Source organism: Stenotrophomonas sp. CASM101 (assembly GCF_049384845.1).
GTDB lineage: Bacteria > Pseudomonadota > Gammaproteobacteria > Xanthomonadales > Xanthomonadaceae > Stenotrophomonas > Stenotrophomonas hibiscicola.
Genome location: NZ_JBMRFR010000022.1, coordinates 17,153 through 41,369, shown reverse-complemented (window position 1 = coordinate 41,369; position 24,217 = coordinate 17,153). Strand labels below are relative to the sequence as shown.

Below are 24,217 nucleotides of genomic sequence, written 5' to 3'. Positions count from 1 at the left end.
TGCAGCACAAGTGGCGTCAGCGGATCAGCGGCCACCGAACTCGTACTTGGCCTGCACGTAGATGGCTCGCCCGTAGGCGTTGTACAGGTAATTGTTGTACGGCTGGCCACTGGTGCCGGCGAAGCTGAAGCGCTGGTTGTCCGGCATCCTGTTGAAGACGTTGTTGACCATCAGCGACAGGGTCAGGTTGTCCAGCGCGCGATAGTTCACGCTCAGGTTGTAGGTGGTGTAGGAGCCCCACTTGCCCGCCTTGTAGCCGGAGCTGTGCACATAGTCGTAGCCATTGCCCAGGTATGCCATGTAGTTCGGCGTCTTGCCGATGTAGTTGGCATACAGGGTAGTGGTCCACTTGTCCTTGGCCCAGCCGATCGAGCCGTCCGCGCGCACCTTTGCGTAAGAGTCGTACACCCACATCGCGTAGGGGTCACGCAGCAGGTCCAGGAACTCATCGCCCGGCTGCGGCTGCAGCTCGCGCTTGAGCATGTCGGTGTAGTTGCCCGAGAACTGCAACGAACCGAAGCGACCCATGTCGTGCACGTACTTGAAGCTGGCGGTCAAAGCTTCCAGGTTCTGGCGCGCAACATTCATCTTCGGGGTGTAGATCTCGTCCAGCACGCCGGATGCATCACGGGTGATCCAGTCGTTGACGTTCTGGCAGCTTGCAGAGGTGTTGTTGGCCTGGTCGTTACGGCAGTAGTACTCGGCCAGCAGCAACTGGTCCGAACTGAGCGTGTCGACCTCGTTCTTGATTTTCCAGTTGTAGTAGTCAACCGACAGCGAGAGGTTATTGATCGGAGCCCACACCACGCCCGCGTTCCAGACGTCGGCGGTGATAGGCTCCAGGTCCGGGTTGCCCGAACGCGTACCGAACACCGATACGCTGTCATACGGGCAGCCAGCGGTGTTGCTCGGGGCATACCCCAACTGGCCGCAACGGTAGTAGTCGGTGGAGCCGTTGGCATAGTAGCCACTGCGGCCCTGGAAGGCATCGGACAGGGTCGGCGCGCGGAAGGCCGTCCCGTACTTGCCACGGAACAGCAGGCTCTCGATCGGGCGGAACTCGATGCCGATGCTGTAGGTGGACTTGTCGACGGTGTTGCTGCCGATCTTGAAGGCGTCGTAGCGGCCGGATCCGGTCACGGTCAGCATGTCATGCAGCGGCAGGCGCAGTTCGCCTGTCACGGCGTAATTGCTGCGGTGGCCGGCGCCGGAGACCGCCGTGGTGCCCCAGACGCTGCCATCCATCAGGCCCGGATCGGGAGTGTAGTCCCAACCTTCGCTGCCACCCTCAACCACCACCGCCAGGCCGGCGTCGCCACCGGGCAGCTTGAACAGCGACCCGTTGGTGACCTGGGCCCGGGCCAGGTTCTGCCAGGTACGGCTCTGGCTGTAGCTGTAGCCGGTGAACGTCTGGAAATCACCTGCCGGCAGTGGCGCATAGAACGCTTCCCAGTTCGGGCTGTAGATGTTGTAGCCAGTGCTGGTAGTACCCAGCACCGGGCCCAGCACACGCTGCTCGAAGTAGTCGTTGATCGGATCGTTCCAGCGCACGAAGTTGCGCTCGGTCAGCTTGTACTCGCCACGGGTGAAGCTGACGCTGTAGTCCCAGTTGCCGGCCGTGCCGCGGCCGCCCAGTGTCACCTGGTAGGCCTTGTTGCGGTCGGTGTTCATGATGTCGCGGTAGCCGGCGCCGCCGATGTCTTCCGGGGCGAACACGCGCTGCAGGTTCATGTACTGGCCGCTGGCCTGGTCGTAGAAGCGACCCCAGCCGGACGAGGTGCCCCACCAGGTGTAGTTGGAGCCGGTCGCATACTTGACCTCTTCCAGGCTGTACAGCGCATCGCCAAACAGCTGCAGGTTGTCATTGAGGTCAAAGGTGGCAGAGCTGTAGATCTGTGCGCTTTCCTTGCCGTTCTTGATGGTCTTGTAGCCGGTGCCGTACACCGAGCCGCATGCCTGGCCGGTCGGGCGGGTGCCCAGTACGGTGGTACCGTCGAACTGGCCCGCCACGTTGGCGCAGAGGTTCGGGTCCATCATGGCGTAGCGGTTGTTGGCGGCCGGCAGCAGCACCAGGAAATCGTTGGAAACGTACTGCGGGCTGTAGCCGTCTGGATTGTTGACCTTGGTCAGGTCGCGCTGGTAACCCCAGATCGGGCTGGTCTTTTCGTACTGCACGTTGACCAGCGCGTGGAAGCGGTCATCGACGCCATTGAACCCGTGTGCGCCGCTCAGGCGGAAACTGTTGCCACCGCCTTCGCTGTAGGCACCGCCACGGACGTTGAGAACGCCGCCGTCCATGCGTTCCTTGAGGATGATGTTGACCACGCCGGCAATCGCATCCGAGCCATACAGGGAGGACTGGCCACCCGGCAGGATCTCGATGCGCTCCACGATGTCGATGGGAATGCCGCTGATGTTGTTGAACGTATCGCCGCCGTTGTACAGCGCTGGATACGAAAGCATCGGGCGGCCATTGATGAGGTACTTGGTGTAGCCCGGGCTGAGGCCGAACATGCCGGCCGCTTCGGCGCCCTGGGTGAACGAGGCCGAGGTCTGGCCGCCCTGGAGGCCGCCCGTGGACAGTGAGGACTGCTGCAGTACGTCGGCCACACTGGTGAAGCCGCGGGTCTGGATGTCCTCGGCGGTGACGGTCAGGACCGGCGTGTGGTTCTCGATTTCGGTCTGTGGAATCAGCGAGCCGGTGACGGTGACGCGGTCAAGCTGGGTCGGTGCGTTGCCGCTTTGCGCCAGCGCGGTACCGGAGGCGAGCAGGGTGCCAAGCAGGGCGAGGGTCAGTGGGTGGCGCAGCGGCGTGGAGCGATGGCAAGACATGATGGATCCCCGTATGAGCGTTGTCGGCTGGCTGACGTCCTCCCTGACAGCTTTCATGATTTGTTCAGTTGCAATCCATTCAGCTGGACCGTAACACGGCGTTCACGTAGACAAAATAGTCCAGTCACAACAACAGGCTGGCTTTCTCTGAAAAAGTTCTTTTAAATCAAAATCTAAGGCTGCTTGTTTGGGAATGTTTCAAAATGTTGCGCTGCGGAACGGTGTTGTTCACTTTTACATTCAACATATAAATCAATAGCTTACGTAACGACCGGCATGCTAATGAAATATTAACAAATGGTGTGGATGTGGATTCGTGCAACATTTGTTAAAAAAAGGCCCCGCCGAAGCGGGGCCGTTGGTCCAACAGACGTGTGCTGCTTACTTCCCGCCGAACTCGTACCTGGCCTGCACGTAGACGGCGCGGCCGTAAGGGTTGTAGATGCTGCTGTTGTAGGGAGCGCCGACGTTGCCGGCGTAACTGTGTGCCTGACCGTCGGGCATCTTGTTGAACACGTTGTTGACCATCATCGACAGCGTCAGGTTGTCCATCGCCTGATAGTTCACGCTCAGGTTGTAGGTGGTGTATGAGCCCCACTTGCCGGCCTGGTAGCCGGACGGATGCACGTAGTCGTAGCCCTTGCCCAGGTACGCCATGCGGTTTGGCGTCTTGCCGATGTAGTTGAAGTACAACGTGGTAGTCCACTTGTCCTTCGCCCAGCCCACCGCACCGTCGGCACGCACCTTGGCGTACTGGTCGTAGTTCCACATCGCGTACGGGTCGCGCAGCAGGTCCAGATACTCATCGCCCGGTTGCGGCTGCAGCTCGCGCTTGATCATGTTGGTGTAGTTGCTGGAGAACTGCAGCGCGCCGAAGCGGCCGATGTCCTGCACGTACTTGAAGCTGGCCGTTACCGCCTGCAGGTTCTGGCTGGCGATGTTCATCTTGGGCGTGTAGATCTGTTCCAGCTTGCCGGCGCCATCGCGGGTGATCCAGTCGTTTACGTTCTGGCAACTGGCCGAGGTGTTGTTGGTCTGGCCATTACGGCAGTAGTACTCGGCCAGCAGCAACTGGTCGGAGCTGAGCGTATTGACCTCGTTCTTGATCTTCCAGTTGTAGTAGTCCACCGACACCGACAGGTTGTTGATCGGCGCCCACACGATGCCGGCATTCCAGACGTCGGCGGTGATCGCTTCCAGCTCAGGGTTGCCTGACTGCTCGCCGAACACCGATTCATTGGCATAGGGACAACCCACCGTGTCGCTGGGGTTGAAGCCGAGCTGTCCACAGCGGAAGTAGTCGATCGAACCATTGGCGTAGTACCCACTGCGCCCCTGGAACGCGTCGGACAGGCTGGGCGCGCGGAAGGCGGTGCCGTACTTGCCACGGAACAGCAGGCTTTCGATCGGGCGGAACTCGATACCGATGCTGTAGGTCGATTTGTCGACGGTCTTTTCGGCGATCCTGAACGCGTCGTAACGTCCGGAGGCGGTCACGGTCAGCGACTCCAGCAGCGGCATGCGCAGCTCGCTGGTCACCGCGTAGTTGCTGCGATGGCCGGCACCGGCCACCGAGGTTGTGCCCCACACGCTACCGTCCAGCAGGCGCTGGTCAGGGGTGTACGACCAGCCTTCGCTGCCGGCTTCGGCCACCACGGCCAGTCCGGCATCACCACCAGGCAGCTTGAACAGCGAACCGTTGGTGATCTGCGCGCGGCCCAGGTTCTGCCAGGTGCGGCTCTTGTTGTAGGTGAAGCCGGTGAAGGTCTGGAAATCACCGGCCGGCAGCGGCGAATAGAACGCGCTCCAATTGGGGCTGTAGATGTTGTAGCCGTCGTCGGTGATGCCCAGTACCGGGCCCAGCACGCGGTCTTCGAAGTAGCTGTCGATCTCGTTCGCCCAGCGCGCAAAGCTGCGCTCGGTCAGCTTGTACTCGCCTCGGCTGAAGCTGGCGCTGTAATCCCAGTTGCCGAAGTTGCCACGCCCTCCCAACGTGACCTGGTAGGCCTTGTTGCGATCAGTGCTCATGGTGTCACGGTAGCCGGCGGGACCGATGTCCTCCGGCGCGAACGCGCGCTGCAGGTTCATGTATTCGCCGCTGGCCTGGTCGACGAACGCACCGAAGCCGACATCACTGCCCCAGAACGCGTAGCCCGAACCGGCGTTGTACTGGACCTCCTCCAGGCTGTACAGCGCATCGGCGAACAGCTGGAAGTTGTCGTTGACATCAAAGGACATCGACGAATAGATCTGGCTGCTTTCCTTGCCGTTCTTCAGCGTCTTGTAGCCAGCGCTGAAGGGCGAGCCGCAAGATTCACCGACCGCGCGCGTGCCCAGTACGGTGGTGCCGCCGAACTGGCTGGCCACGTTGGCACAGCGGCTTGGATCCATCATCACGTAGGCGTTCTGCTGGTCCGGCAGGTAGACCAGGAAGTCGTTGGTCGGAACCTGTGGCGTATAGCCACGGGTGTTGTTCTGCTTGGTCAGGTCGCGCTGGTAACCCCAGATCGGACTGCTCTTCTCGTACTGCACGTTGACCAGCGCATGGAAACGGTCATCGAAGGCGTTGAAGCCATGCGCGCCACTGACTCGGAAATCGTTGCCGCCACCCTCGGTGTAGGCGCCGCCGCGCACGTTCAGTACGCCGCCGTCCATGTGGTCCTTGAGGATGATGTTGACCACGCCGGCGATCGCGTCCGAGCCGTACAGCGACGATTGGCCGCCCGGCAGAATCTCGATGCGCTCGACGATGTCGATCGGGATGCCGCTGAGATTGTTGAAGGTGTCGCTGCCGTTGTAGAGAGCGGGGTAGGACAGCATCGGCCGCCCGTTGATCAGGTACTTGGTGTAGCTCGGGCTGAGGCCGAACATGCCTGAGGCTTCGGCGCCCTGGGTGAACGAAGCTGAGGTCTGGCCGCCCTGCAGCCCGCCAGTGGTCAGCGAATTCTGCTGCAGTACTTCGGCCACGCTGGTGAAGCCGCGGGTCTGGATGTCCTCGGCGGTAACAGTCAGGACCGGCGTGTGGTTCTCGATCTGTGTCTGCGGGATCAGTGAGCCGGTGACGGTTACGCGTCCGAGATCGGTGGGCGTGTTTTCCTGGGCGAGCGCGATCGCGCTGCTGCCGGCCAGGATCAGGCCGCTGAGGATGGCGCGGGTGAGCGGGTGACGCGGGAAGCCATTACGAGACATGCGGTACTCCGTGTGGTCGTGAGAAACGCGTTTTCCCTTTCCTGGGAACTCATGGATGGTTCAGCAGCCTTCAAAACCAGAATGGCGGCGTCTTTCGAACGTAACACACGCTTAACCTGATTTGCGCGACTTTGTAATGTGTTGAGCTGGGGCTGGCCTTGAATAATATTTTTATTTTAAAAAACAATTGGTTGCATTAATCAGTGGACTTTGCCGAGTCTGGCTGAATGAATGATGAGTAAATAAATGCTGGCTGGCAGCGGAAGTCGCTGTTCCGCGCTGAATATCAATCCAAAAAAAAGGCCCCGCCGAAGCGGGGCCTGGTCCGGAATCAAACCCGGAAAACGACGGGATTACTTGCCGAAGTCGTACTTGGCCTGCACGTACACGGTGCGACCGTAGACGTTGTACAGGTAGTTGTTGAACGGCGTGCCGGAGGTGCCCTGGTAGCTGTGGGCCTGCTGTTCGGGCATCTTGTTGAACACGTTGTTGACCATCAGCGACAGGGTCAGGTCATCCTGCGCACGGTAGTTCACGCTCAGGTTGTAGGTGGTGTACGAACCCCACTTGCCTGCCTTGTAGCCCGATGCGGCGTGGGTGTACTCGTAGCCGTTCAGGCCTGCCAGGTAGTTCGGGGTGTGGCCGATGTAGTTCGCGTACAGCGTGGTGGTCCACTTGTCCAGCGACCAGGCCACCGACGCGTCGGAACGGACCTTGGCGTAGCTGTCGTAGTTCCACATCGACTTCGGGTTGCCCAGCAGGTCCTGGAAGTCCTCACCCGGCTGCGCCTGCACTTCACGCTTCAGCATGTTGGTGTAGTTGCCCGAGAACTGCAGCGAACCGAAGCGGCCGATGTCCTGCAGGTACTTGAAGCCGACGGTCACGGCCTGCAGGTTCTGGCGGGCCACGTTCATCTTCGGGGTGTACAGCGAGCTCAGGTTGCCGGCCGAATCGCGCACGACCCAGTCGGCCACGTTCTGGCAGGTGGCCGAGGAGCCATTCGGCAGGCCGTTGCGGCAGTAGTACTCGGCCAGCAGCAGCTGGTCGGTGCTGGCCGTATCGACTTCGTTCTCGATCTTCCAGTTGTAGTAGTCGGCCGAGATCGACAGGTTTGCCATCGGTGCCCAGACGATACCCGCGTTCCAGACGTCGGCGGTGATCGGCTCCAGGTCCGGGTTGCCGGCCCGCTCGGAATAGACCGAGACGCTGTCGGCGTAGCGGCAGGCGTCGGTGTTGCCCGGGGTGTAGCCCAGCTCGCCGCAACGGTAGTAGTCGGTCGAGTTGGCAGCATAGTAGCCGCTGCGACCCTGGAAGGCGTCGGGCAGGGTCGGCGCGCGGAAGGCGGTGCCGTACTTGCCGCGGAACAGCAGGCTTTCGATCGGACGGAACTCCACGCCCACGCTGTAGGTGGCCTTGTCGACGGTGTTGTCGGCGATCTTGAAGGCGTCATAGCGACCGGAAGCGGTCACCGTCAGCGACTCCAGCAGCGGCATGCGCAGTTCGCTGGTCACCGCATAGTTGCTGCGATGGCCGTTGCCGGCAACAGCCGACGAGCCCCACACGTCGCCGTCCAGCAGGCGCTGGTCGGGGCTGTAGTCCCAGCCTTCGCTGCCGCCTTCGACGACCACGGCCAGGCCCGCATCGCCACCCGGCAGCGAGAACAGCGAACCGTTGGTGACCTGCGCGCGAGCCAGGTTCTGCCAGGTGCGGCTGTGGTTGGTGGTGTAACCGGTGAAGCCAGCGAAATCTTCCGGCGAGATCGGCGAGTAGAACGCGCCCCAGTTGGTGTTGTAGATGCCGAAGCCATCCTTGGTGCCCAGCTGCGGGCCGAGCACCTTGTCGGCGAAGTAGCTGTTGATGGCATTGCCGAAGCGCTGGAACTTGCTTTCATCCAGGCGATATTCGCCGCGGGTGAAGCTCAGGCTGTAGTCCCAGTTGCCCACTGCGCCCTTGCCGCCCAGGGTGACCTGGTAGGCACGGCTCTTGTCGTTGTTCAGGATGCTCTTGTAGCCTTCGCCGCCGATGTCTTCCGGAGCGAAGGCGCGCTGCAGGTTGACCAGCTTGCCCGACGCCTGGTCGTAGAAGCCGCCCATGGTGCTCTTGGTGCCCCACCACAGGTAGTTCGAGCCCGAGGTGTATTCGGTCTTTTCCTTGCTGTACAGCACGTCGGCGAACAGCTGGAAGTTGTCGTTCACGTCGAAGGTCATCGACGAATAGAACTGGCCGCTGTCCTTGCCGTTCTTCAGGGTCTTGTAACCGGCGCCGAACACCGAGCCGCAGGACTGGCCGGTCGGGCGGTTGGCCAGCACGGTGGTGCCGCCAAACTGGCCGGCGACATTGGCGCAGTTGCCTGGGTCCATCATGTACAGCGCATTGGTCTTGGCGTCGATGACGGCGAAGTCGTTCGACGGCAGCTGTGCGGTGTAGCCGTGGGTGTTGTTCTGCTTGGTCAGGTCACGCTGGTAGCCCCAGATCGGGTTGCTGCTTTCGATCTGCACGTTGACCAGCGCATTGAAGCGGTCGTCCAGCGCCGAGAAGCCGTGCGCGCCACTGATGCGGAAGCTGCTGCCACCGCCTTCGGTGGAAGTGCCGCCACGCACGGACAGGCTGCCGCCTTCCATGTGGTCCTTCAGGATGATGTTGACCACGCCGGCGATCGCGTCCGAACCGTACAGGGAGGACTGGCCGCCCGGCAGGACTTCGATGCGCTCGACGATGTCGATCGGAATGCCGCTGATGTTGTTGAACGCGTCGCCGCCGTTGTACAGCGCCGGGTAGGACATCATCGGGCGGCCGTTGATCAGGTACTTGGTGTACCCCGGATTCAGGCCGAACATGCCAGCGGCTTCAGCGCCCTGGGTGAACGAGGCGGAGGTCTGGCCGCCCTGGATGCCGCCGGTGGTCAGCGAAGACTGCTGCAGCACTTCGGCGACGCTGTTGAAGCCGCGCGACTGGATGGCTTCAGCGCTGATGGTCATGACCGGGGTCTGGGTCTCAACCTGGGTCTGCGGGATCAGCGAACCGGTGACGGTGATCTTGTCCAGGTTGGTGGCCTTGTCCTGGGCCATTGCCGGCGAGGCGGCGACCAGGGCGGAAATCAAGGCGACGGCGAGGGTGTTGCGACGTGCGGAATTGCGAAGGTCTTTCATGTGGTTCCGTTCAAAGAGCAAATACAAATACGGCACTGCGCATGCGCCATCGTGCGTGCAATGAAACAGCGACGCAGCCCAAAACCAGTGCTTAGCGAACGTAACATGAACTTAACAACCTGTGCACGAATCTGTAGCAATCCTGAATTTCAGTCAGCTTGTGTCCAGCTTGTATGATGTTTGGTTATTCCCCCTGACCCGCCGGTGCTCGTTGTGAACAGTTCTCCCCGCCGTCCCCATGCAAGCCAGGTCCAGAAGGGGCTCACGCCGCATGCCCGCATCCGCAACGTGATCGCGGTTGGTTCGGGCAAGGGCGGCGTCGGCAAGTCGACCACCGCAGTCAATCTGGCCGTGGCGCTGCAGCAGCTCGGCGCACGCGTGGGCGTGCTTGACGCGGACATCTATGGGCCGAGCGTACCGGCCATGCTGGGCCTGTCCGGTCGTCCGGAAAGCCCTGACAACAAGAGCATCGAGCCGCTGCGCGCGTTCGGCGTGGACACCATGTCGATCGGCTACCTGATCGAAGAGGATACGCCGATGATCTGGCGTGGGCCGATGGCCACCTCGGCGATGACCCAGCTGTTCAATGACACGCTGTGGGATGACCTGGATTTCCTGCTGATCGACCTGCCGCCGGGCACCGGTGACATCCAGCTGACCCTGACCCAGAAGATTCCGCTGGCCGGTGCGGTGATCGTTACCACGCCGCAGGACATCGCCACGCTGGATGCGAAGAAGGCGCTGAAGATGTTTGAGAAGGTGGAGGTGCCGGTGCTGGGCATCGTCGAGAACATGGCGGTACATACCTGCAGCAGCTGCGGGCATGTCGAGCACCTGTTCGGCGAGGGCGGCGGCGAGCGCATGGCCGCGCAGTATGGTGTGCCGTTGCTGGGTTCGCTGCCGCTGCAGATCGGCATCCGCGAGCAGGGGGATGCTGGCACTCCGATCACCGTGGCGCAGCCCGATTCGGTGCCAGCCCAGGCCTACCGCCATGCCGCCCAGCGCCTGATCGAGGAAGTGGGCAAGCGCCCGCGTGCCTCCATTCCGATTCTCTCTTCGCTGCTGTAGGTGCCAGGGCAGGGCCGCCGGCGACGCCCGGCCCCCTGCTAGAATCCACGCGCCCCCTCGTACCCAGGACAAAGCATGAGCATCAAGAGTGACCGTTGGATCCGCCGCATGTCCGAGCAGCACGGCATGATCGAGCCGTTCGAGGCCGGGCAGGTCAAGCAGGCCAATGGCGAGCGCATCGTCAGCTACGGCACCTCCAGCTACGGGTACGACGTCCGTTGCTCGCGCGAGTTCAAGGTGTTTACCAACATCAACTCGACGATTGTCGATCCCAAGCATTTCGATTCGGGCAGCTTCGTCGACATCACGGCCGATGAGTGCATCATCCCGCCGAACAGCTTCGCCCTGGCGCGTACCGTGGAGTACTTCCGCATCCCGCGCGACACCTTGGTGGTGTGCCTGGGCAAGAGCACCTACGCGCGCTGCGGCATCATCGTCAACGTGACCCCGTTGGAACCGGAGTGGGAAGGCCACGTCACCCTGGAATTCAGCAACACCACGCCGCTGCCGGCCCGCATCTATGCCAACGAAGGCGTGGCGCAGATGCTGTTCTTCCAGGCCGCGGCCGATGACATCTGCGAGACGTCGTACCGCGATCGTGGCGGCAAGTACCAGGGCCAGACCGGCGTGACCCTGCCGCGGACCTGATCGCCCGCGTCATTGCATGACGAAAGCGCCGGGCCGTGCCCGGCGTTTTCGCATGGTCCACGCGGTGCGTTCGCCGGGCACGACCCGGCGCTACGTCATTTGCCGCGACCGAACAGCATCGCAATGCCCACGCCCACCAGTGCCACCGGCCACCAGGTCAGCAGCAGCTTGGACAGGTTCAGGTGCGTCCAGCCGAGGTTGCTGGCGAGCATGAACAGGCCGATCAGGATCAGCAGGATGGCGGCAACGAGGTTGAATCGCATCGGGTCGGGCAAGGCTCAGGAACGGGCTGGATATCCTAGCCGTTCCTTCCAGTAGGCGACATGCTGGTCCAGCGCCGCAGGCTCGTAGCGGTGCGCCGGGCCGCTGCCCCAGACCGGGCCGGGCCAGGCCGGATCGCCGTCATGGCGGCCGATCACATGGAAGTGCAGCTGGCGCACGATGTTGCCCAGCGCGCCGATATTGATCTTCTCCACGCCGTCGTGGCCCTTCAGGGCCTTGCAGGCGCGGTTGAGCTCGGTGCGCAGCTTGTCCTGCTGCTCGCCGTCCAGCTCGATCCACTCGGTCACCCCGGCCAGGCGTGGTACCAGCACCAGCCAGGGGAATCGTTCGTCGTTCATCAGCCGCACTTGCGACAACGGTCCTTCCGCCACCAGCACGCTATCGGTGGCCAGGCGTGAATCGAGTTCGAATTCGCTCATCCAAGATGCTCCGAGAAGAAGTCCAGGGTGCGTTGCAGCGCCAGGGCGGCGCTGTCTGGATCATACGCATGTCCGACCTCGCGGTTGAAGGCGTGGTCGGCCGGATAGACGAAAGTGGCCATCTGCGGCAGCTTGTCGCGGTGGGCCTGGACGGCCTCCGGCGGGATGCTCCTGTCCTGGGTGCCGAAGTGGAAGATCACCGGCGCCTTGGGTGTCTCATCGAGGAACTGGACGTTGCGTGCGCCGTAGTAGCTGACCGACGGCAGCCCGAGCCGCAGCGCCGACAGCATCGCCACCGTGCCGCCCCAGCAGTAGCCGACGGTGCCGACCTTGCCGTAGGGGGCCAGCCGGGTGGCCGCCGCGCGGACCACTTCCAGCGCCTTCTCCATGCCCAGCGCGCTGACCCTTTCCAGGCCCTGCTTCACGCCGTCGGCGTCGTAGGGCAGGGCATCCGGGTCGGCATCGGGTCCATCGACCAGGTCGAAGAACGAAGGAGCCAGCACCGCATAGCCCTCGGCGGCGAAGCGCTCGGCCACGGCACGGATGTGCGGGTTGGCGCCGAAGATTTCCTGCACCACCACCAGCCCGCCTCGCGCGGTGCCCTCGGGGAGTGCCTGCCAAGCCCGTACCGTGCCGTGGTGCGTATCCAGGGTGATCCATTCGTTCATCGCGGCTGACTCGCTTTGGAAACTGAAACCCGATTATCCGGTGCGCGTCAGTGCACGTCATGTCGGCAGTTGGGCCGGATCGGTGATTTCCAGCTGCCTGGCGTCTCCAGCTATCTGCGGGCAGGGTTGGAAACCATGGCCTAAGGTGGTTAGATGGCGGGGCACCACTGCGCTTGATCGTAGTTGGCGCCGCACGTGCGTTTTTTCGTCAAATTAACGGAGTGATTGATGAAGAGCATGATCGTGATGGCAGTAATGGGCATTTCATTGCTTGCGGTGATGGGGCCTGCCAAGGCTGCGGACCCTTATCCGAGGTGCACCGCGTGCTCCAGGGGCTGGGCCGAGTGTGTAGCAAACAACGGTGCTGATCACCCGATCTGTCAGCACAAGCAACTCGTATGCGATCAGATCTGCGCATGGGAGATCCCGGTAGTGGGCATCCCATCTGCCTTGGACGCGGGCGGGCGCGAGGCTCCGACAGGCAGGCTGGAGCTTGCTGTGGCGATGGCCAAGCGATTGTCCAGCTCCTGAGGTACAAGGGGCCGAACGACGGCCCCTTCCTCGGGGCGCGTCTCAGGGCGCGGGACGATAGCGGCGAGCCATCAGGCCAGCCCGGTATCCTCACTGGGGCGGCTGGCCGTTCAGAGCGCCGCCGCCAACCCCGGTATACTGGCGCCCTTTCAGGCCCCGGCCCCCAGGAACCCCTGCCATGCCGGCAGGGGCCCAGGCCCCCAGAGTCCCGCGATTCCATGTCCCAGCTGAACCCCAAAGTCGGCTTCGTCAGCCTTGGCTGCCCGAAGGCCCTTGTCGATTCCGAGCGCATCCTCACCCAGCTCCGCTCGGAAGGCTACGACATCGTCCCGTCCTACGATTCGGCCGACGTGGTGGTGGTCAACACCTGTGGCTTCATCGATTCTGCGGTGACCGAGTCGCTGGACGCGATCGGCGAGGCGATGAACCAGAACGGCAAGGTGATCGTCACCGGTTGCCTGGGCAAGCGCCCGGAGCAGATCCGCGAGGCGTACCCCAACGTGCTGGCGGTGTCCGGCCCGCAGGATTACCAGAGCGTGATGGAAGCGGTGCATGAAGCACTGCCGCCCAAGCACGATCCGTTCGTGGACCTGGTGCCCGACTACGGTATCAAGCTGACCCCGCGGCACTACGCGTACCTGAAGATTTCCGAGGGCTGCAACCACAAATGCAGCTTCTGCATCATTCCGTCGATGCGCGGCAAGCTGGTTTCGCGCCCGGTGGACGAGGTGCTGCGTGAAGCCGAGCGCCTGGTGCGTGGCGGCGTGCGCGAGCTGCTGGTGGTTTCGCAGGACACCTCGGCCTACGGCGTGGACGTGAAGTACGCCGAAAAGATGTGGCGCGACAAGGCCTACCAGACCCGTTTGAAGGCGCTGTGCGAAGGCCTGTCGGAGCTCGATGCGTGGGTGCGCATGCACTACGTCTACCCGTATCCGCACGTGGACGAAGTGGTGCCGCTGATGGCCGAGAACCGCATCCTCCCGTACCTGGATATCCCGTTCCAGCACGCCAGCCCGCGCATCCTGCGCCTGATGAAGCGCCCCGGCGCGGTGGAGAAGACCCTGGAGCGCGTGCAGAACTGGCGCCGTATCGCGCCGGACATCACTGTGCGTTCGACCTTCATCGTCGGCTTCCCGGGCGAAACCGAAGCCGAGTTCGAGGAACTGCTGTCGTTCCTTGACGAAGCGCAGCTGGATCGCGTCGGTGCGTTCGCCTACTCGCCGGTCGAGGGTGCCACCGCCAACGACCTGCCTGACGCCGTGCCGGAAGAGGTGAAGCAGGAACGCCTGGCCCGTTTCATGGGGAAGCAGGCGCAGATTTCCGCCGCGCGCCTGGAAGCCAAGATCGGGACCGTGCAGCAGTGCCTGGTCGATGCCATCGAAGGCGATATCGCCGTGGCCCGCTCCAGGGCCGATGCGCCGGAGATCGACGGCCTGGTGCATATCCAGAACGCCGATCAGGTGCCGCTGCGGGTGGGCGATTTCGTCGACGTGGAAATCACCGAGAGCGACGAGCACGACCTGTACGGCGATGCGCTGCCGGCCAATGCCCGCCCGGCGTTCGACCTCAAGGTACTGTGATCGCAACGGCCGCCGCCGGTGACGGCAGCGGTGTCCGGCGCTTCGTGCCGCCGCCGCGTGCGGCGGTCGATCCGCAGGTGTTCGCGCATCCGTTGTTTGCCGGATTGCAGGATTTCCGGGATCTGCTGCTCGGCCCTCGCTGGCCGTCCATCGCTGCACTTGATGCGCGCCTGCCATTGCCCGGGAAGCGCCTGGTTGAACAGGACGCCGCGCTGCTGGCCGATGGCCTGCACTACGAAGCCCGCATCGCGCAGGGGCGCATCGCCACCCGCGCAGACAACTGGCACGACCTGTTCAATGCGCTGGTCTGGGCCTCATGCCCACAGCTGAAGCGTGCGCTCAATGTGCAGCAGTGCGGGCATATCGAGGCCATGCCGCCTGGCCAGCGCAACCGCGCGCAGGCCGCGTTGACCCAGTTCGACGAAACCGGTGTGATCGTGCGCGTGCGCGATGACTCACTGCGGGCTGCCTGGGATGCACACGACTGGCCCGCGTTGTTTGACCCGGTGAACTGGCAGAGCGATGACATCGCCATCACCGCGGTATTCGGGCATGCGCTGATGGAACAGGCACTGCTGCCAGGGCGATTGCTAGTGGGCAAGTGCGTGGTGGTGCACAGCGATGCCGATGCGGCCTGCGTTGACGCGGTGGCCGTGGCCATCGCCGAGGGCAGGGCGGTGACCGATCCCTTGCAGCTGCGTCCGCTGCCGTTGGCTGGAATCCCGGGGTGGCACGAGGGACAGGACGCCGCCTTCTATCGCAATGCCGACTACTTCCGCCCGCTGCGTGCGGGACGCACATACCCGCCGCCGTTGTAGAGCCGAGCCCATGCTCGGCTGCGTTTGCCCATCAGCCGAGCATGGGCTCGGCTCTACAACGGCTCGTATTCCACGCCGATCACCGCAAAGGTGAACCGCCCGCCGGGCAGCTCCACCGAAAACTCGTCATCCAGCCGCTTCTTCAGCAGCGCACGCGCCAGCGGCGAATCGATGCTGATCCAGCCCAGGCCTGCGTCGGTCTCGTCCGGGCCGACAATGCGGTAGCGGCTGGTGTCGCCACTGTCCACGTTCTCCAGCTCCACCCACGCGCCGAAGAACACCGCCAGCGGATCGGTTGGCGTAGTGTCGACCACGCGCAGTGATTCCAGCCGCTTGGTCAGGTAGCGCACGCGGCGGTCGATCTCGCCCAGCTGCTTCTTGCGGTAGGTGTACTCGGCATTTTCCGAACGGTCGCCTTCTGCGGCGGCTGCGGCCAGTGCTTTCACCACTTCGGGTCGCCGTACCCGCCACAGGTCATCCAGTTCGGCCTTCAGCCGAGCGTGGCCGGAGGCGGTGATCAGGGCGGTGCTCTTTTCTGCAGGGGGACGCCAGCGCGACATGCAATACGACTTCTTTTCCGGGGGACGAACGGAGGGTGGGGTCAGACTCCGCTTCCGCGGGAAGGGCTCTGACCCCAGCAGCGGCGGATCAGATCAGCGCTTGCCACCGAAGATGCCGCCCAGCAGGCCGCGCACGATCTGGTTGCCCAGCTTGGTGCCGACCGTGCGCGTGGTCTGCTTGGCCATGGTCTCGATCATGCCCTGGCGGCGGTTGGTGCCGAAAATCGCATCCTTGATCGCCTGGCCAAAACCGCCTTCCTGCGCATCGTCCTGTTCGCGGCTGCGCGCGGCTGGCGCCTGCGCCTGCTCGACGCTCTTCTGTGCGCGCTGGGCCAGCAGTTCTGCAGCCGATTCGCGGTTGATCGCGGTGTCGTAGCGACTGCCGACCGGGCTGCCGGCACGCACCTGGGCGCGCTCGGCTTCGGTGATCGGCCCCATCCGGCAGCGTGGCGGCGCGATCATCGTCTGCTGCACCGGCATCGGCACGCCCTTGTCCTGCAGCGTGGAAACCAAGGCCTCACCGGTGCCGAGCTGGCTCAGTACCTTGGCCACGTCCAGCTTCGGGTTCGGCACGAACGTCTCGGCCGCGGTCTTCACCGCTTTCTGGTCGCGCGGGGTGAACGCCCGCAGCGCGTGCTGCACGCGGTTGCCGAGCTGGCCGAGGATGTTGCCCGGCACGTCGTCGGGGAACTGCGAGCAGAAGTACACGCCCACGCCCTTGGAGCGGATCAGGCGCACCACCTGCTCGATGCGCTGCACCAGCGACGGCGGTGCGTCGTCGAACAGCAGGTGGGCCTCGTCGAAGATGAAGACCAGCTTCGGCTTGTCCAGGTCGCCCACCTCCGGCAGCTGTTCGAACAGCTCCGACAGCAGCCACAGCAGGAAGGTGGAATAGAGCTTGGGCTTGAGCACGAGCTGGTCGGCGGCGAGGATGCCGATCATGCCGCGGCCGTCGTGATTGACCCGCATGATGTCGGCCAGTTCCAGGGCCGGCTCACCGAAGAAGTTCTCGCCGCCATCCTGCGCCAGGCGCAGCACCGACCGCTGGATCGCGGCGATCGACTGCGCGCTGACCAGGCCGTATTCGGTGGAAATGTCCTTGCGCTCCTCGGCCACCAGGCCAAGCAGGGCGCGCAGATCGTCCATGTCCAGCAGCAGCAGGCCACGATCGTCGGCCAGCTTGAACACTATGTCGAGCACGCCGGACTGGGTGTCGTTCAACTCGAGGATGCGCGCCAGCAGGGTCGGGCCCATCTCGCTGACCGTGGTGCGCACCGGATGCCCGAGCTTGCCGTACAGGTCCCAGAAAATGGTCGGGCTGGCGGCCGGTGCGTAGTCGGCCACGCCGATCTCGGCGGCGCGCTTGAGCAGGTTCTCCGCGCCGGTGCCCGGCACGGCCAGGCCGGACACGTCGCCCTTCACGTCGGCGAGGAATACGGGTACGCCCAGTCGCGAAAAGCCTTCGGCCAGGGTCATCAGGGTCACGGTCTTGCCGGTGCCGGTGGCGCCGGCCACCAGGCCGTGGCGGTTGCCGAGTTTCGGCAGCAGGGTGACGGCCACATCGTCGGTGATGCCTTTGCCGAGCAGAATCGGATCCATGGTCCAGCCCTTGTGGTGAATAGCCCAATGTTAACCGCCGGCAGTGGCAGTCCGAAGGTCGGCTTGCCCCGACCTTGGCGGCGCCGCTACTCTGCCTGCCTGTTTCGCACACAGTGCCATCAATGCCCGTTCCTGTCCTGATTTCCCGCGGTTGGCCGCTGCTGGCCCTGGCCGGCCTGGTTTCCCTGGCGCCCGACGCCCATGCGCAGCGGGTCTCGGCCCGGGACAAGGCGAAGGTGGATGCGCTGCAGCAGCGCATGACCGTCGCCGAGAAGCGCTACAGCGATGCGCTGCTGCTGGTCGCCAATGCCGACCCCAAGGGCAGCAACGAGGCCGACGCGGCGCTGGAGGACATGGAAGACGTTCTCAACGACTGCGTGAAGCAGAAGGGCTGCCAGATGGGCACGCTGCTGGCCAGCTACAAGCGCCTGCTCAAGCACGACGCCGATGCGGCGGGCAGCGATGAGGTGGCCGACGAGGGCGGTGACCGGCTGGAAGCCGACCCCGACCATATCGGCCCGCTTACCGCCGACGTGCCGGAGGCGGCCCGCGCCGCTGCGCTGCTCAACGACAAGCGGCACGCCTTCGACAGCATGGTCGAATACAACCCGGCCGTGCAGGCGGGCATCCGCCGCTGGCTGACCGACATGCGCCCGGCGCTGCTGACCAGCTACGAGAACTACCAGAACCTGCGTGCGGTGATGTGGCCGGAGTGGGAAAAGCGCGGCCTGCCCGAGGCGCTGCTGTTCGGCATCATGGCCAAGGAGTCCAACGGCCGCGTGCATGCCTCCTCGCGCGCCGGCGCCGCCGGCCTGATGCAGTTCATGCCGGCTACCGGCCGCCGCTTCGGCCTTGGCCCGGATGGCACCGGCTTCGACACCCGCTTCGACGCGCGCAGCGCCGCCGAGGCCAGCGCCAGCTATCTCAACGAGCGCCTGCGCGAACTGAACAACAACGTGGAAATGTCGGTGGCCGCCTACAACGGTGGTGAAGGCCGTGCCGCGCGCGTGTTCAAGCAGAGTGCGGGCCAGAGCTTCTGGACCGACAGTGTCTACAACCAGTTCCCCGGCGAGACCAAGGACTATGTGCCGATGGTGATCGCGGCGGCCTGGATCTTCCTGCACCCGCAGCAGTACGGCGTGGAATTCCCGAAGATCAGCGCGCAGCCGGCCACGCTGCGCCTGGCCAAGTCCACCACCATCTACGAACTGACCATCTGCCTGGGCAGCCACGGCACCCGCGATGGCTACATGCGCGCGCTGCGCAACCTCAACCCGCGCTATGAAGCCGACGGCTGGATTCCGGCCGGCACGCTGATCAACGCCACCACCCGCATCGCCGGCCTGTACCAGCGCAACTGCGTCAGCGGCCCGCGTGCCGACCTGGCCCGTACCCTGATCACCGCCGACCTGAACGCGGCGATCAAGCGCCCGGCCGCCGCCAGCTACACCGGCAGCGTGGCCGTGGGCGGCGTGGTGCCGGTGGCCGACGCCGCAGCCTCCACCAGCGTGCCGACCACCCCGGTCGCTCCGGTGGCCGCGCCGCGCCCGGCCGCACGGCCAAAGCCGCCGCGCAGCCACAAGGTGGGCCGGGGTGAAACCCTGGGCGCCATTGCCGCGAAGTTCCAGTGCGATGTGCCGACCCTGGCCCGCGCCAACGGCCTGAAGGCCCCGGCCTACAGCCTGCGCCAGGGCCAGACGCTGAAGCTGCAGGGCTGCGACAAGTAATTCCCACGACCGCTGGAATCTGCAATGGACCTCGAAGACACCCGCAACCTGTTCGCCAACCTCCGCGAAAACACCGACTGGGACATCAAGGGCCCGTTGCTGTGGGGGTACTTCTTCGTGCACTCCACCGCTGAGCCGCTGCAGGCGCTGGCAGAGCACCTGCAGGCGGAGGGCTATACCTTCGTGGAATTGTTCGAGCAGGAGCCGGAAGAGGGCGACGCGCCGTTCCACGTGCTGCATGTAGAGCGCGTGGAGATCCACGACGAAGCCTCGCTGGACCGCCGCAACCAGGAATTCGCAGCGCTGGCCGCGGAGAAGGGCGTGGAAGACTACGACGGCATGGACGTCGGTCCGGCCCCGGTCCTGCAGTAACGCGCGTACCGGTAGTGCCGGCCGCTGGCCGGCAATGCCCGACGCGTTGGATCAACGGAGATGCCGGCCAGCGGCCGGCACTACCGAAGCCTCAGCGCAGCTTCGCCAGCGCCTGGCCCAGCTGCACCGGGCTTTCAGCGGCCAGCTGCGGGGCGAACTCAGCCACGCCCGGCGGCAGCAGCACGATCACGGTCGAACCGTAGTTGAAGCGCGCCATCTCGGCGAAGCGCTCCAGCCTGATGCCCTGGCCGCGGTAGTCCTTGCGCGTGATGCGGTCGCCATAATGCGGAATTTCCTCGCCGCTCCACACGGTTTCGACGCCCGATACCAGCAACGCACCCACCATCACGCTGACCATCGGGCCGAAGCTGGTGTCGAAGTGGCAGACCAGGCGCTCGTTGCGGGCGAACAGGCGCGGCACGCCGTTCACTGCGGCCGGGCCGACGCTGAACAGGCGGCCCGGCACGTGCACGGTCTCGCGCAGGGTGCCGGTCCACGGCATGTGCACGCGGTGGTAGTCGCGCGGCGACAGGTACACGGTCGCGTACAGGCCGTCGTTGTACGGTTTGGCATCCTCGTCACTGCCCAGCAGTTCGGCGGCGGTGAACGATTGGCCCTTGGCCTGGAAGATGCGGCCGGCCTCGATCCTGCCGAGCTGGCTGATGCGGCCGTCGGCCGGCATCACCAGGCTGCGCGGATCGGCGTCGGCCACGCGCGCGCCCGGCTTCAGCGCGCGGGTGAAGAACTGGTTGAAGGTCGCATAGCTGCGCGGGTCCGGGTTGGCCGCTTCGTCCAGGTTCACGTTGAACTTGCGGGTGACCGTGTCGATCAGCCAGCGCGACACGCGCGGATCGTCCGAGTACGCCAGCGAACGCGCCATCGAAGACAGCAGGCGGTGGGGCAGGGCGTACGTCAGGGCGGTGGTGAGGCTCATGGGGCGGTTTTCTCGGTCAGCTTCTGCAGGTCGCGGGCGATCGCCGGCGCGTTGAACGGGGGCCGTACCAGGCCGGCAAGGCGGCCCTGCGGGTCGAGCACGGCCAGGCTGGCTGAGTGCTCGACGGTGTAATCCTCGGGGTTCTCGTCGAAGTGCTTGCCCGGCACCTTCTGGAACACGAAACCGAGCGAGGTGGCGAAGCGCTCCAGCGACGGGATATCGGCGGTGGCGGCCAGGGTGTCCTTGTGGAAGCCGTGCACGTACTCGCCGAGCCGGGTGGCGCTGTCACGATCCGGGTCGACCGAGATGAACAGCACGCGCGGGCGCAGGCTGTCGGGCAGGGCCTCCCACTGGTTCTGCGCGCCAGCCAGCTCGGCCAGGGTGGTCGGGCAGACGTCCGGGCAGAAGGTGAAGCCCAGGAACACCAGCGTCCAGTGGCCCTTCAGCTCACCCGGTATCAGGCGGGTGCCGTCGGACTGGGCCAGGTTGAAGTCGGGCAGTTCGCGCGGCTGCGGGTACAGCGTGATCGCTTCGGTGGCCGGGGCATTGGCCGGCGGCTTCGGCGCAAACACCTGCTGGGCGGCCAGCAGGCCCAGGCCCGCCGCCAGGGCGATCAGCAGGATGATGCCGGCATTGCGATTGAACATGGGTGCCCCCGCGCGAAGTGGGCTCCATCATACCGGGTGAGGCCGGATCGTTTCCGCCGCAACGGATGCTGCCGCGGGCGCCAGCCCCTATAATCGGGGCCCACTTTGCCCGCAGTACCGCCATGACCGCTGAAACGGCCGCCGAACTCCACACGATCATCGATCTGATCCGCTACGGCACCAGCCGTTTCAACGAAGCCGGGCTGACCTTCGGTCACAGCTACGACAATGCGCTGGACGAGGCCACCCAGCTGGTGCTGCACAGCCTGCACCTGCCGCACGATCTGGGCCCGGCCTATGGCCAGGCGCGCCTGCTGCAGGCCGAAAAGCTGCGCGTGCTGGAACTGTTCCAGCGTCGAATCGATGAACGCATCCCGGCCGCCTACCTGACCGGTGAGGCCTGGTTCGCCGGCCTGAGCTTCAAGAGCGACAAGCGCGCGCTGGTGCCGCGTTCGCCGATCGCCGAACTGATCGAATGCGGCTTCGAGCCGTGGCTCGCCGGCCGCGATGTCAGCCGTGCGCTGGACCTGTGCACCGGTTCGGGCTGCATCGCCATCGCCATGGGCCACTACTACCCGAACTGGGAAGTGGATGGCGTCGACCTCAGTGACGAAGCACTGTCGCTGGCCGAGGAAAACAAGGAACGCCTGCAGGCGCACAACGTCACCCTGATCAAGTCGGACCTGTTCAACGGCCTGACCGGCCGCCACTACGACCTGATCGTCACCAACCCCCCGTACGTCACCAACGACGAGACCGACGCCCTGCCGCAGGAATACTCCTACGAGCCGGAGATGGGCCTGCGTGCCGGCGACGACGGCCTGGACCTGGTGCTGAAGATCCTGCGTGACGCGCCGCTGCACCTGAGCGAGGACGGCCTGCTGATCTGCGAAGTGGGCGAATCCGAGCAGCACCTGATCAAGCTGCTGCCGGAAGTCGATTTTTCCTGGATCGAGTTCAAGGTCGGCCAGATGGGTATCTTCGCGGTCGAATGCCGCGAGCTGATCGCCCACAGCGCACGCATCACCGAACTGGCGGCGCAGCGCCCGTGAGCTCCAATTCGTTCGGCAAGCTGTTCACCGTCACCACGTTCGGCGAGTCGCACGGGCCGGCCATCGGCTGCGTGATCGATGGCTGCCCTCCGGGGCTGGCGCTGGACGCGGCCGAATTCGCCCACGACCTGCAGCGCCGTGCCACCGGCAAGAGCCGGCACACTTCCGCGCGGCGCGAGACCGACGAGGTCGAGATCCTCTCTGGCGTGTACGAGGGCCTGACCACCGGCACCCCGATCGCGCTGCTGATCCGCAACACCGACCAGCGCAGCAAGGACTACGCCAACATCGGCCAGCAGTTCCGGCCGGGCCATGCCGACTACAGCTACTGGCACAAGTACGGCATCCGTGACCCGCGCGGTGGCGGCCGTTCCTCGGCGCGCGAAACCACCATGCGCGTAGCCGCCGGGGTGGTCGCCAAGAAGTGGCTGGCCGAGCGCTTCGGCGTGACCGTGCGCGGCTACCTGTCGCAGCTGGGCGACATCACCCCGGTCGGTTTCGACTGGTCGGCGGTGGAAGACAATCCGTTCTTCTGGCCGCACGCCGCACAGGTGCCCGAACTGGAGGCGTACATGGATGCGCTGCGCAAGTCCGGTGATTCGGTCGGTGCGCGCGTGGACGTGGTGGCCGACAACGTGCCGCCGGGCTGGGGCGAGCCGATCTACGGCAAGCTCGATGGCGAACTGGCTGCCGCGCTGATGAGCATCAACGCGGTGAAGGGCGTGGAGATCGGTGACGGTTTTGCCAGCGCTGCACAGAAGGGCACCGAACACCGTGACCTGCTGACCCCGCAGGGCTTCGTCAGCAACCACGCCGGCGGCATCCTTGGTGGCATTTCCACCGGCCAGCCGGTGGTCGCGTCGATCGCGTTGAAGCCGACCTCCAGCCTGCGCCTGCCGGGCCCGTCGCTGGATACGGCCGGCAATGTGGTCGAAGTGGTCACCACGGGCCGCCACGACCCCTGCGTCGGCATCCGTGCCACCCCGATCGCCGAGGCGATGATGGCGATGGTGCTGATGGACCAGGCGCTGCGCCATCGCGCGCAGTGTGGCGATGTCGGCACGGTCACCCCGCGCATTCCCGGGCAGATCGATGGCTGATACGCGGCCGACCGTGTGGGTGAGCCAGCCGCTGATCGATGCGGCCATCGCGCCGCTGCGCGATCGCGTGCAGCTGCGCAGCACCGACACCGTCACCGCCTGGGCGCCGGACCAGATCGCCGAACAACTGGCCAGCGCCGACGGCGCGATCATCACGCTCAACGAGCGCATCGGCGCGGCCCAGGTGGCCGGCGCCGCGCAGCTGCAGGTGATCGCCAATGTCGGGGTGGGCTACAACAACCTGGATGTGGACGCGCTCAGCGCGGCCGGCATCCTGGCCAGCAACACGCCGGACGTCCTGACCGAAACCACCGCCGATCTCGGTTTCGCCCTGCTGATGGCCACCGCGCGCCGCATTACCGAGTCCGAGCGCTGGCTGCGCGAAGGGCAGTGGCAGCAGTGGTCGTTCCAGACCATGCTCGGTGCCGATATCCACGGCAGCACGTTGGGCATCCTTGGCATGGGCCGCATCGGCCAGAGCATCGCCCGTCGCGGCGCGCACGGTTTCGGCATGAAGGTGCTGTACCACAACCGTTCGCAGCTGCCGGCGGCGACCGAGGCGGAATTGGGCGCGACCTATGTGGATCTGGATGCGCTGCTGGCACAGTCCGACCACCTGCTGCTGGTGCTGCCGTACACGCCGGCCTCGCATCATCTGATCGATGCCGCCGCACTGGCGAAGATGAAGCCGTCGGCGACGCTGGTGAATATCGCCCGCGGTGGCCTGGTCGATGAGATCGCGCTGGCCGACGCGCTGGCCAACGGTCGCCTGGCTGCGGCGGGCCTGGATGTGTACGAAGGCGAGCCAACGGTACGCCCGGAACTGCTGGCGCTGCGCAACGTCGTGCTCACTCCGCATATCGGCAGCGCCTCGCTGGCCACGCGCACGGCGATGGTACAGCTGGCCGTGGATAACTTGGTTGCTGGGCTCGGCCTGGACGGCGGCCCGTCGCGCATGCCGAGCGCGATCAACGCTGATGCGGCGATGGCCGCGCGCGTGACGCTGGGCAAAAAAACCGGGAAACGATAGGGAACCTCCGCG

The 24,217-nt window shown here is 64.8% G+C and carries 20 protein-coding genes; 10 read left to right on the top strand and 10 right to left on the bottom strand.

Annotation, left to right across the window (positions count from 1 at the left end):
• Positions 1–24: 24 nt before the first annotated feature.
• The 3 genes from VG543_RS19570 to VG543_RS19560 all read right to left on the bottom strand — a co-directional run bounded on the left by VG543_RS19570 (position 25) and on the right by VG543_RS19560 (position 9,170).
• A complete protein-coding gene (locus VG543_RS19570; protein WP_058981090.1) occupies positions 25–2,832 on the bottom strand; it encodes a TonB-dependent receptor domain-containing protein in 2,808 nt (935 codons plus the stop codon).
• A 381-nt stretch (positions 2,833–3,213) separates the two neighbouring features.
• A complete protein-coding gene (locus tag VG543_RS19565) occupies positions 3,214–6,021 on the bottom strand; it encodes a TonB-dependent receptor domain-containing protein (RefSeq protein ID WP_423179070.1) in 2,808 nt (935 codons plus the stop codon).
• Between the two features lie 353 nt (positions 6,022–6,374).
• Complete coding sequence (locus VG543_RS19560) at positions 6,375–9,170, bottom strand: TonB-dependent receptor domain-containing protein (protein ID WP_019660618.1); 2,796 nt, start codon at positions 9,168–9,170, stop codon at positions 6,375–6,377.
• A gap of 213 nt (positions 9,171–9,383) precedes the next feature.
• On the opposite strand from VG543_RS19560, the gene apbC reads away from it, so the two are divergent.
• Together apbC and dcd are read left to right on the top strand one after the other, a co-directional pair.
• Entirely contained in the window at positions 9,384–10,238 is an 855-nt protein-coding gene (gene apbC / locus VG543_RS19555; protein WP_031270225.1) for an iron-sulfur cluster carrier protein ApbC, read from the top strand.
• A gap of 75 nt (positions 10,239–10,313) precedes the next feature.
• Entirely contained in the window at positions 10,314–10,886 is a 573-nt protein-coding gene (dcd, locus tag VG543_RS19550) for a dCTP deaminase (RefSeq protein ID WP_005410499.1), read from the top strand.
• Between the two features lie 95 nt (positions 10,887–10,981).
• Here dcd and VG543_RS19545 read toward each other — a convergent pair whose 3' ends face one another.
• The 3 genes from VG543_RS19545 to VG543_RS19535 are packed head-to-tail and all read right to left on the bottom strand — an operon-like array spanning position 10,982 to position 12,255.
• Positions 10,982–11,149 carry a LiaI-LiaF-like domain-containing protein gene (locus VG543_RS19545; protein WP_005410498.1) on the bottom strand — a complete coding sequence of 56 codons (168 nt, stop codon included), beginning with the start codon at positions 11,147–11,149 and terminating at the stop codon, positions 10,982–10,984.
• Positions 11,150–11,164: 15 nt separating this feature from the next.
• Positions 11,165–11,587 carry an HIT domain-containing protein gene (locus VG543_RS19540; protein WP_019660615.1) on the bottom strand — a complete coding sequence of 141 codons (423 nt, stop codon included), beginning with the start codon at positions 11,585–11,587 and terminating at the stop codon, positions 11,165–11,167.
• On the bottom strand, positions 11,584–12,255 hold the full coding sequence (locus tag VG543_RS19535; RefSeq protein ID WP_346469277.1) for a dienelactone hydrolase family protein: 672 nt from the start codon (positions 12,253–12,255) through the stop codon (positions 11,584–11,586). The genes VG543_RS19540 and VG543_RS19535 overlap by 4 nt, the downstream gene beginning before the upstream one ends.
• 228 nt (positions 12,256–12,483) lie before the next feature.
• Between VG543_RS19535 and VG543_RS19530 the strand changes: the two genes are divergently transcribed.
• The 3 genes from VG543_RS19530 to VG543_RS19520 all read left to right on the top strand — a co-directional run bounded on the left by VG543_RS19530 (position 12,484) and on the right by VG543_RS19520 (position 15,184).
• Complete coding sequence (locus VG543_RS19530) at positions 12,484–12,786, top strand: hypothetical protein (RefSeq protein WP_021203403.1); 303 nt, start codon at positions 12,484–12,486, stop codon at positions 12,784–12,786.
• A 218-nt stretch (positions 12,787–13,004) separates the two neighbouring features.
• Positions 13,005–14,366: a 30S ribosomal protein S12 methylthiotransferase RimO gene (gene rimO / locus VG543_RS19525; protein ID WP_312543883.1), complete on the top strand. Its 1,362-nt coding sequence runs from the start codon at positions 13,005–13,007 to the stop codon at positions 14,364–14,366.
• Positions 14,363–15,184: a DUF3025 domain-containing protein gene (locus VG543_RS19520; protein WP_423179069.1), complete on the top strand. Its 822-nt coding sequence runs from the start codon at positions 14,363–14,365 to the stop codon at positions 15,182–15,184. Before rimO ends, VG543_RS19520 begins: the two co-directional genes overlap by 4 nt.
• Before the next feature lie 53 nt (positions 15,185–15,237).
• Here the strand turns inward: VG543_RS19520 and greB are convergent, their stop codons facing one another.
• Both greB and VG543_RS19510 read right to left on the bottom strand, forming a co-directional pair.
• A complete protein-coding gene (greB, locus tag VG543_RS19515) occupies positions 15,238–15,744 on the bottom strand; it encodes a transcription elongation factor GreB (protein ID WP_423179068.1) in 507 nt (168 codons plus the stop codon).
• A gap of 93 nt (positions 15,745–15,837) precedes the next feature.
• The gene (locus VG543_RS19510; RefSeq protein ID WP_423179067.1) at positions 15,838–17,343 is read right to left on the bottom strand and encodes a helicase HerA-like domain-containing protein; all 1,506 of its coding nucleotides are present in this window, start codon (positions 17,341–17,343) and stop codon (positions 15,838–15,840) included.
• Between the two features lie 122 nt (positions 17,344–17,465).
• Between VG543_RS19510 and VG543_RS19505 the strand changes: the two genes are divergently transcribed.
• Positions 17,466–19,070 (top strand): transglycosylase SLT domain-containing protein, encoded by a 1,605-nt coding sequence (locus tag VG543_RS19505; RefSeq protein ID WP_058981100.1) that lies wholly within the window; start codon positions 17,466–17,468, stop codon positions 19,068–19,070.
• A 24-nt stretch (positions 19,071–19,094) separates the two neighbouring features.
• Positions 19,095–19,442: a ribonuclease E inhibitor RraB gene (locus tag VG543_RS19500; protein ID WP_019660608.1), complete on the top strand. Its 348-nt coding sequence runs from the start codon at positions 19,095–19,097 to the stop codon at positions 19,440–19,442.
• Between the two features lie 91 nt (positions 19,443–19,533).
• Here the strand turns inward: VG543_RS19500 and asd are convergent, their stop codons facing one another.
• Both asd and VG543_RS19490 read right to left on the bottom strand, forming a co-directional pair.
• Positions 19,534–20,376, bottom strand: a complete 843-nt coding sequence (gene asd / locus VG543_RS19495; protein WP_021203408.1) for an archaetidylserine decarboxylase — start codon at positions 20,374–20,376, stop codon at positions 19,534–19,536.
• A complete protein-coding gene (locus VG543_RS19490) occupies positions 20,373–21,023 on the bottom strand; it encodes an SCO family protein (protein ID WP_010483041.1) in 651 nt (216 codons plus the stop codon). The genes asd and VG543_RS19490 overlap by 4 nt, the downstream gene beginning before the upstream one ends.
• Before the next feature lie 122 nt (positions 21,024–21,145).
• Here VG543_RS19490 and prmB point away from each other — a divergent pair, with 122 nt between their 5' ends.
• From prmB to VG543_RS19475, 3 genes are read left to right on the top strand one after another with little or no spacing between them, the layout of a single operon-like run.
• Positions 21,146–22,075 carry a 50S ribosomal protein L3 N(5)-glutamine methyltransferase gene (gene prmB / locus VG543_RS19485; RefSeq protein ID WP_021203410.1) on the top strand — a complete coding sequence of 310 codons (930 nt, stop codon included), beginning with the start codon at positions 21,146–21,148 and terminating at the stop codon, positions 22,073–22,075.
• Positions 22,072–23,175: a chorismate synthase gene (gene aroC, locus VG543_RS19480; protein ID WP_423179066.1), complete on the top strand. Its 1,104-nt coding sequence runs from the start codon at positions 22,072–22,074 to the stop codon at positions 23,173–23,175. Before prmB ends, aroC begins: the two co-directional genes overlap by 4 nt.
• Entirely contained in the window at positions 23,168–24,205 is a 1,038-nt protein-coding gene (locus VG543_RS19475; RefSeq protein WP_423179064.1) for a 2-hydroxyacid dehydrogenase, read from the top strand. The genes aroC and VG543_RS19475 overlap by 8 nt, the downstream gene beginning before the upstream one ends.
• The last annotated feature ends 12 nt before the right edge of the window (positions 24,206–24,217 follow it).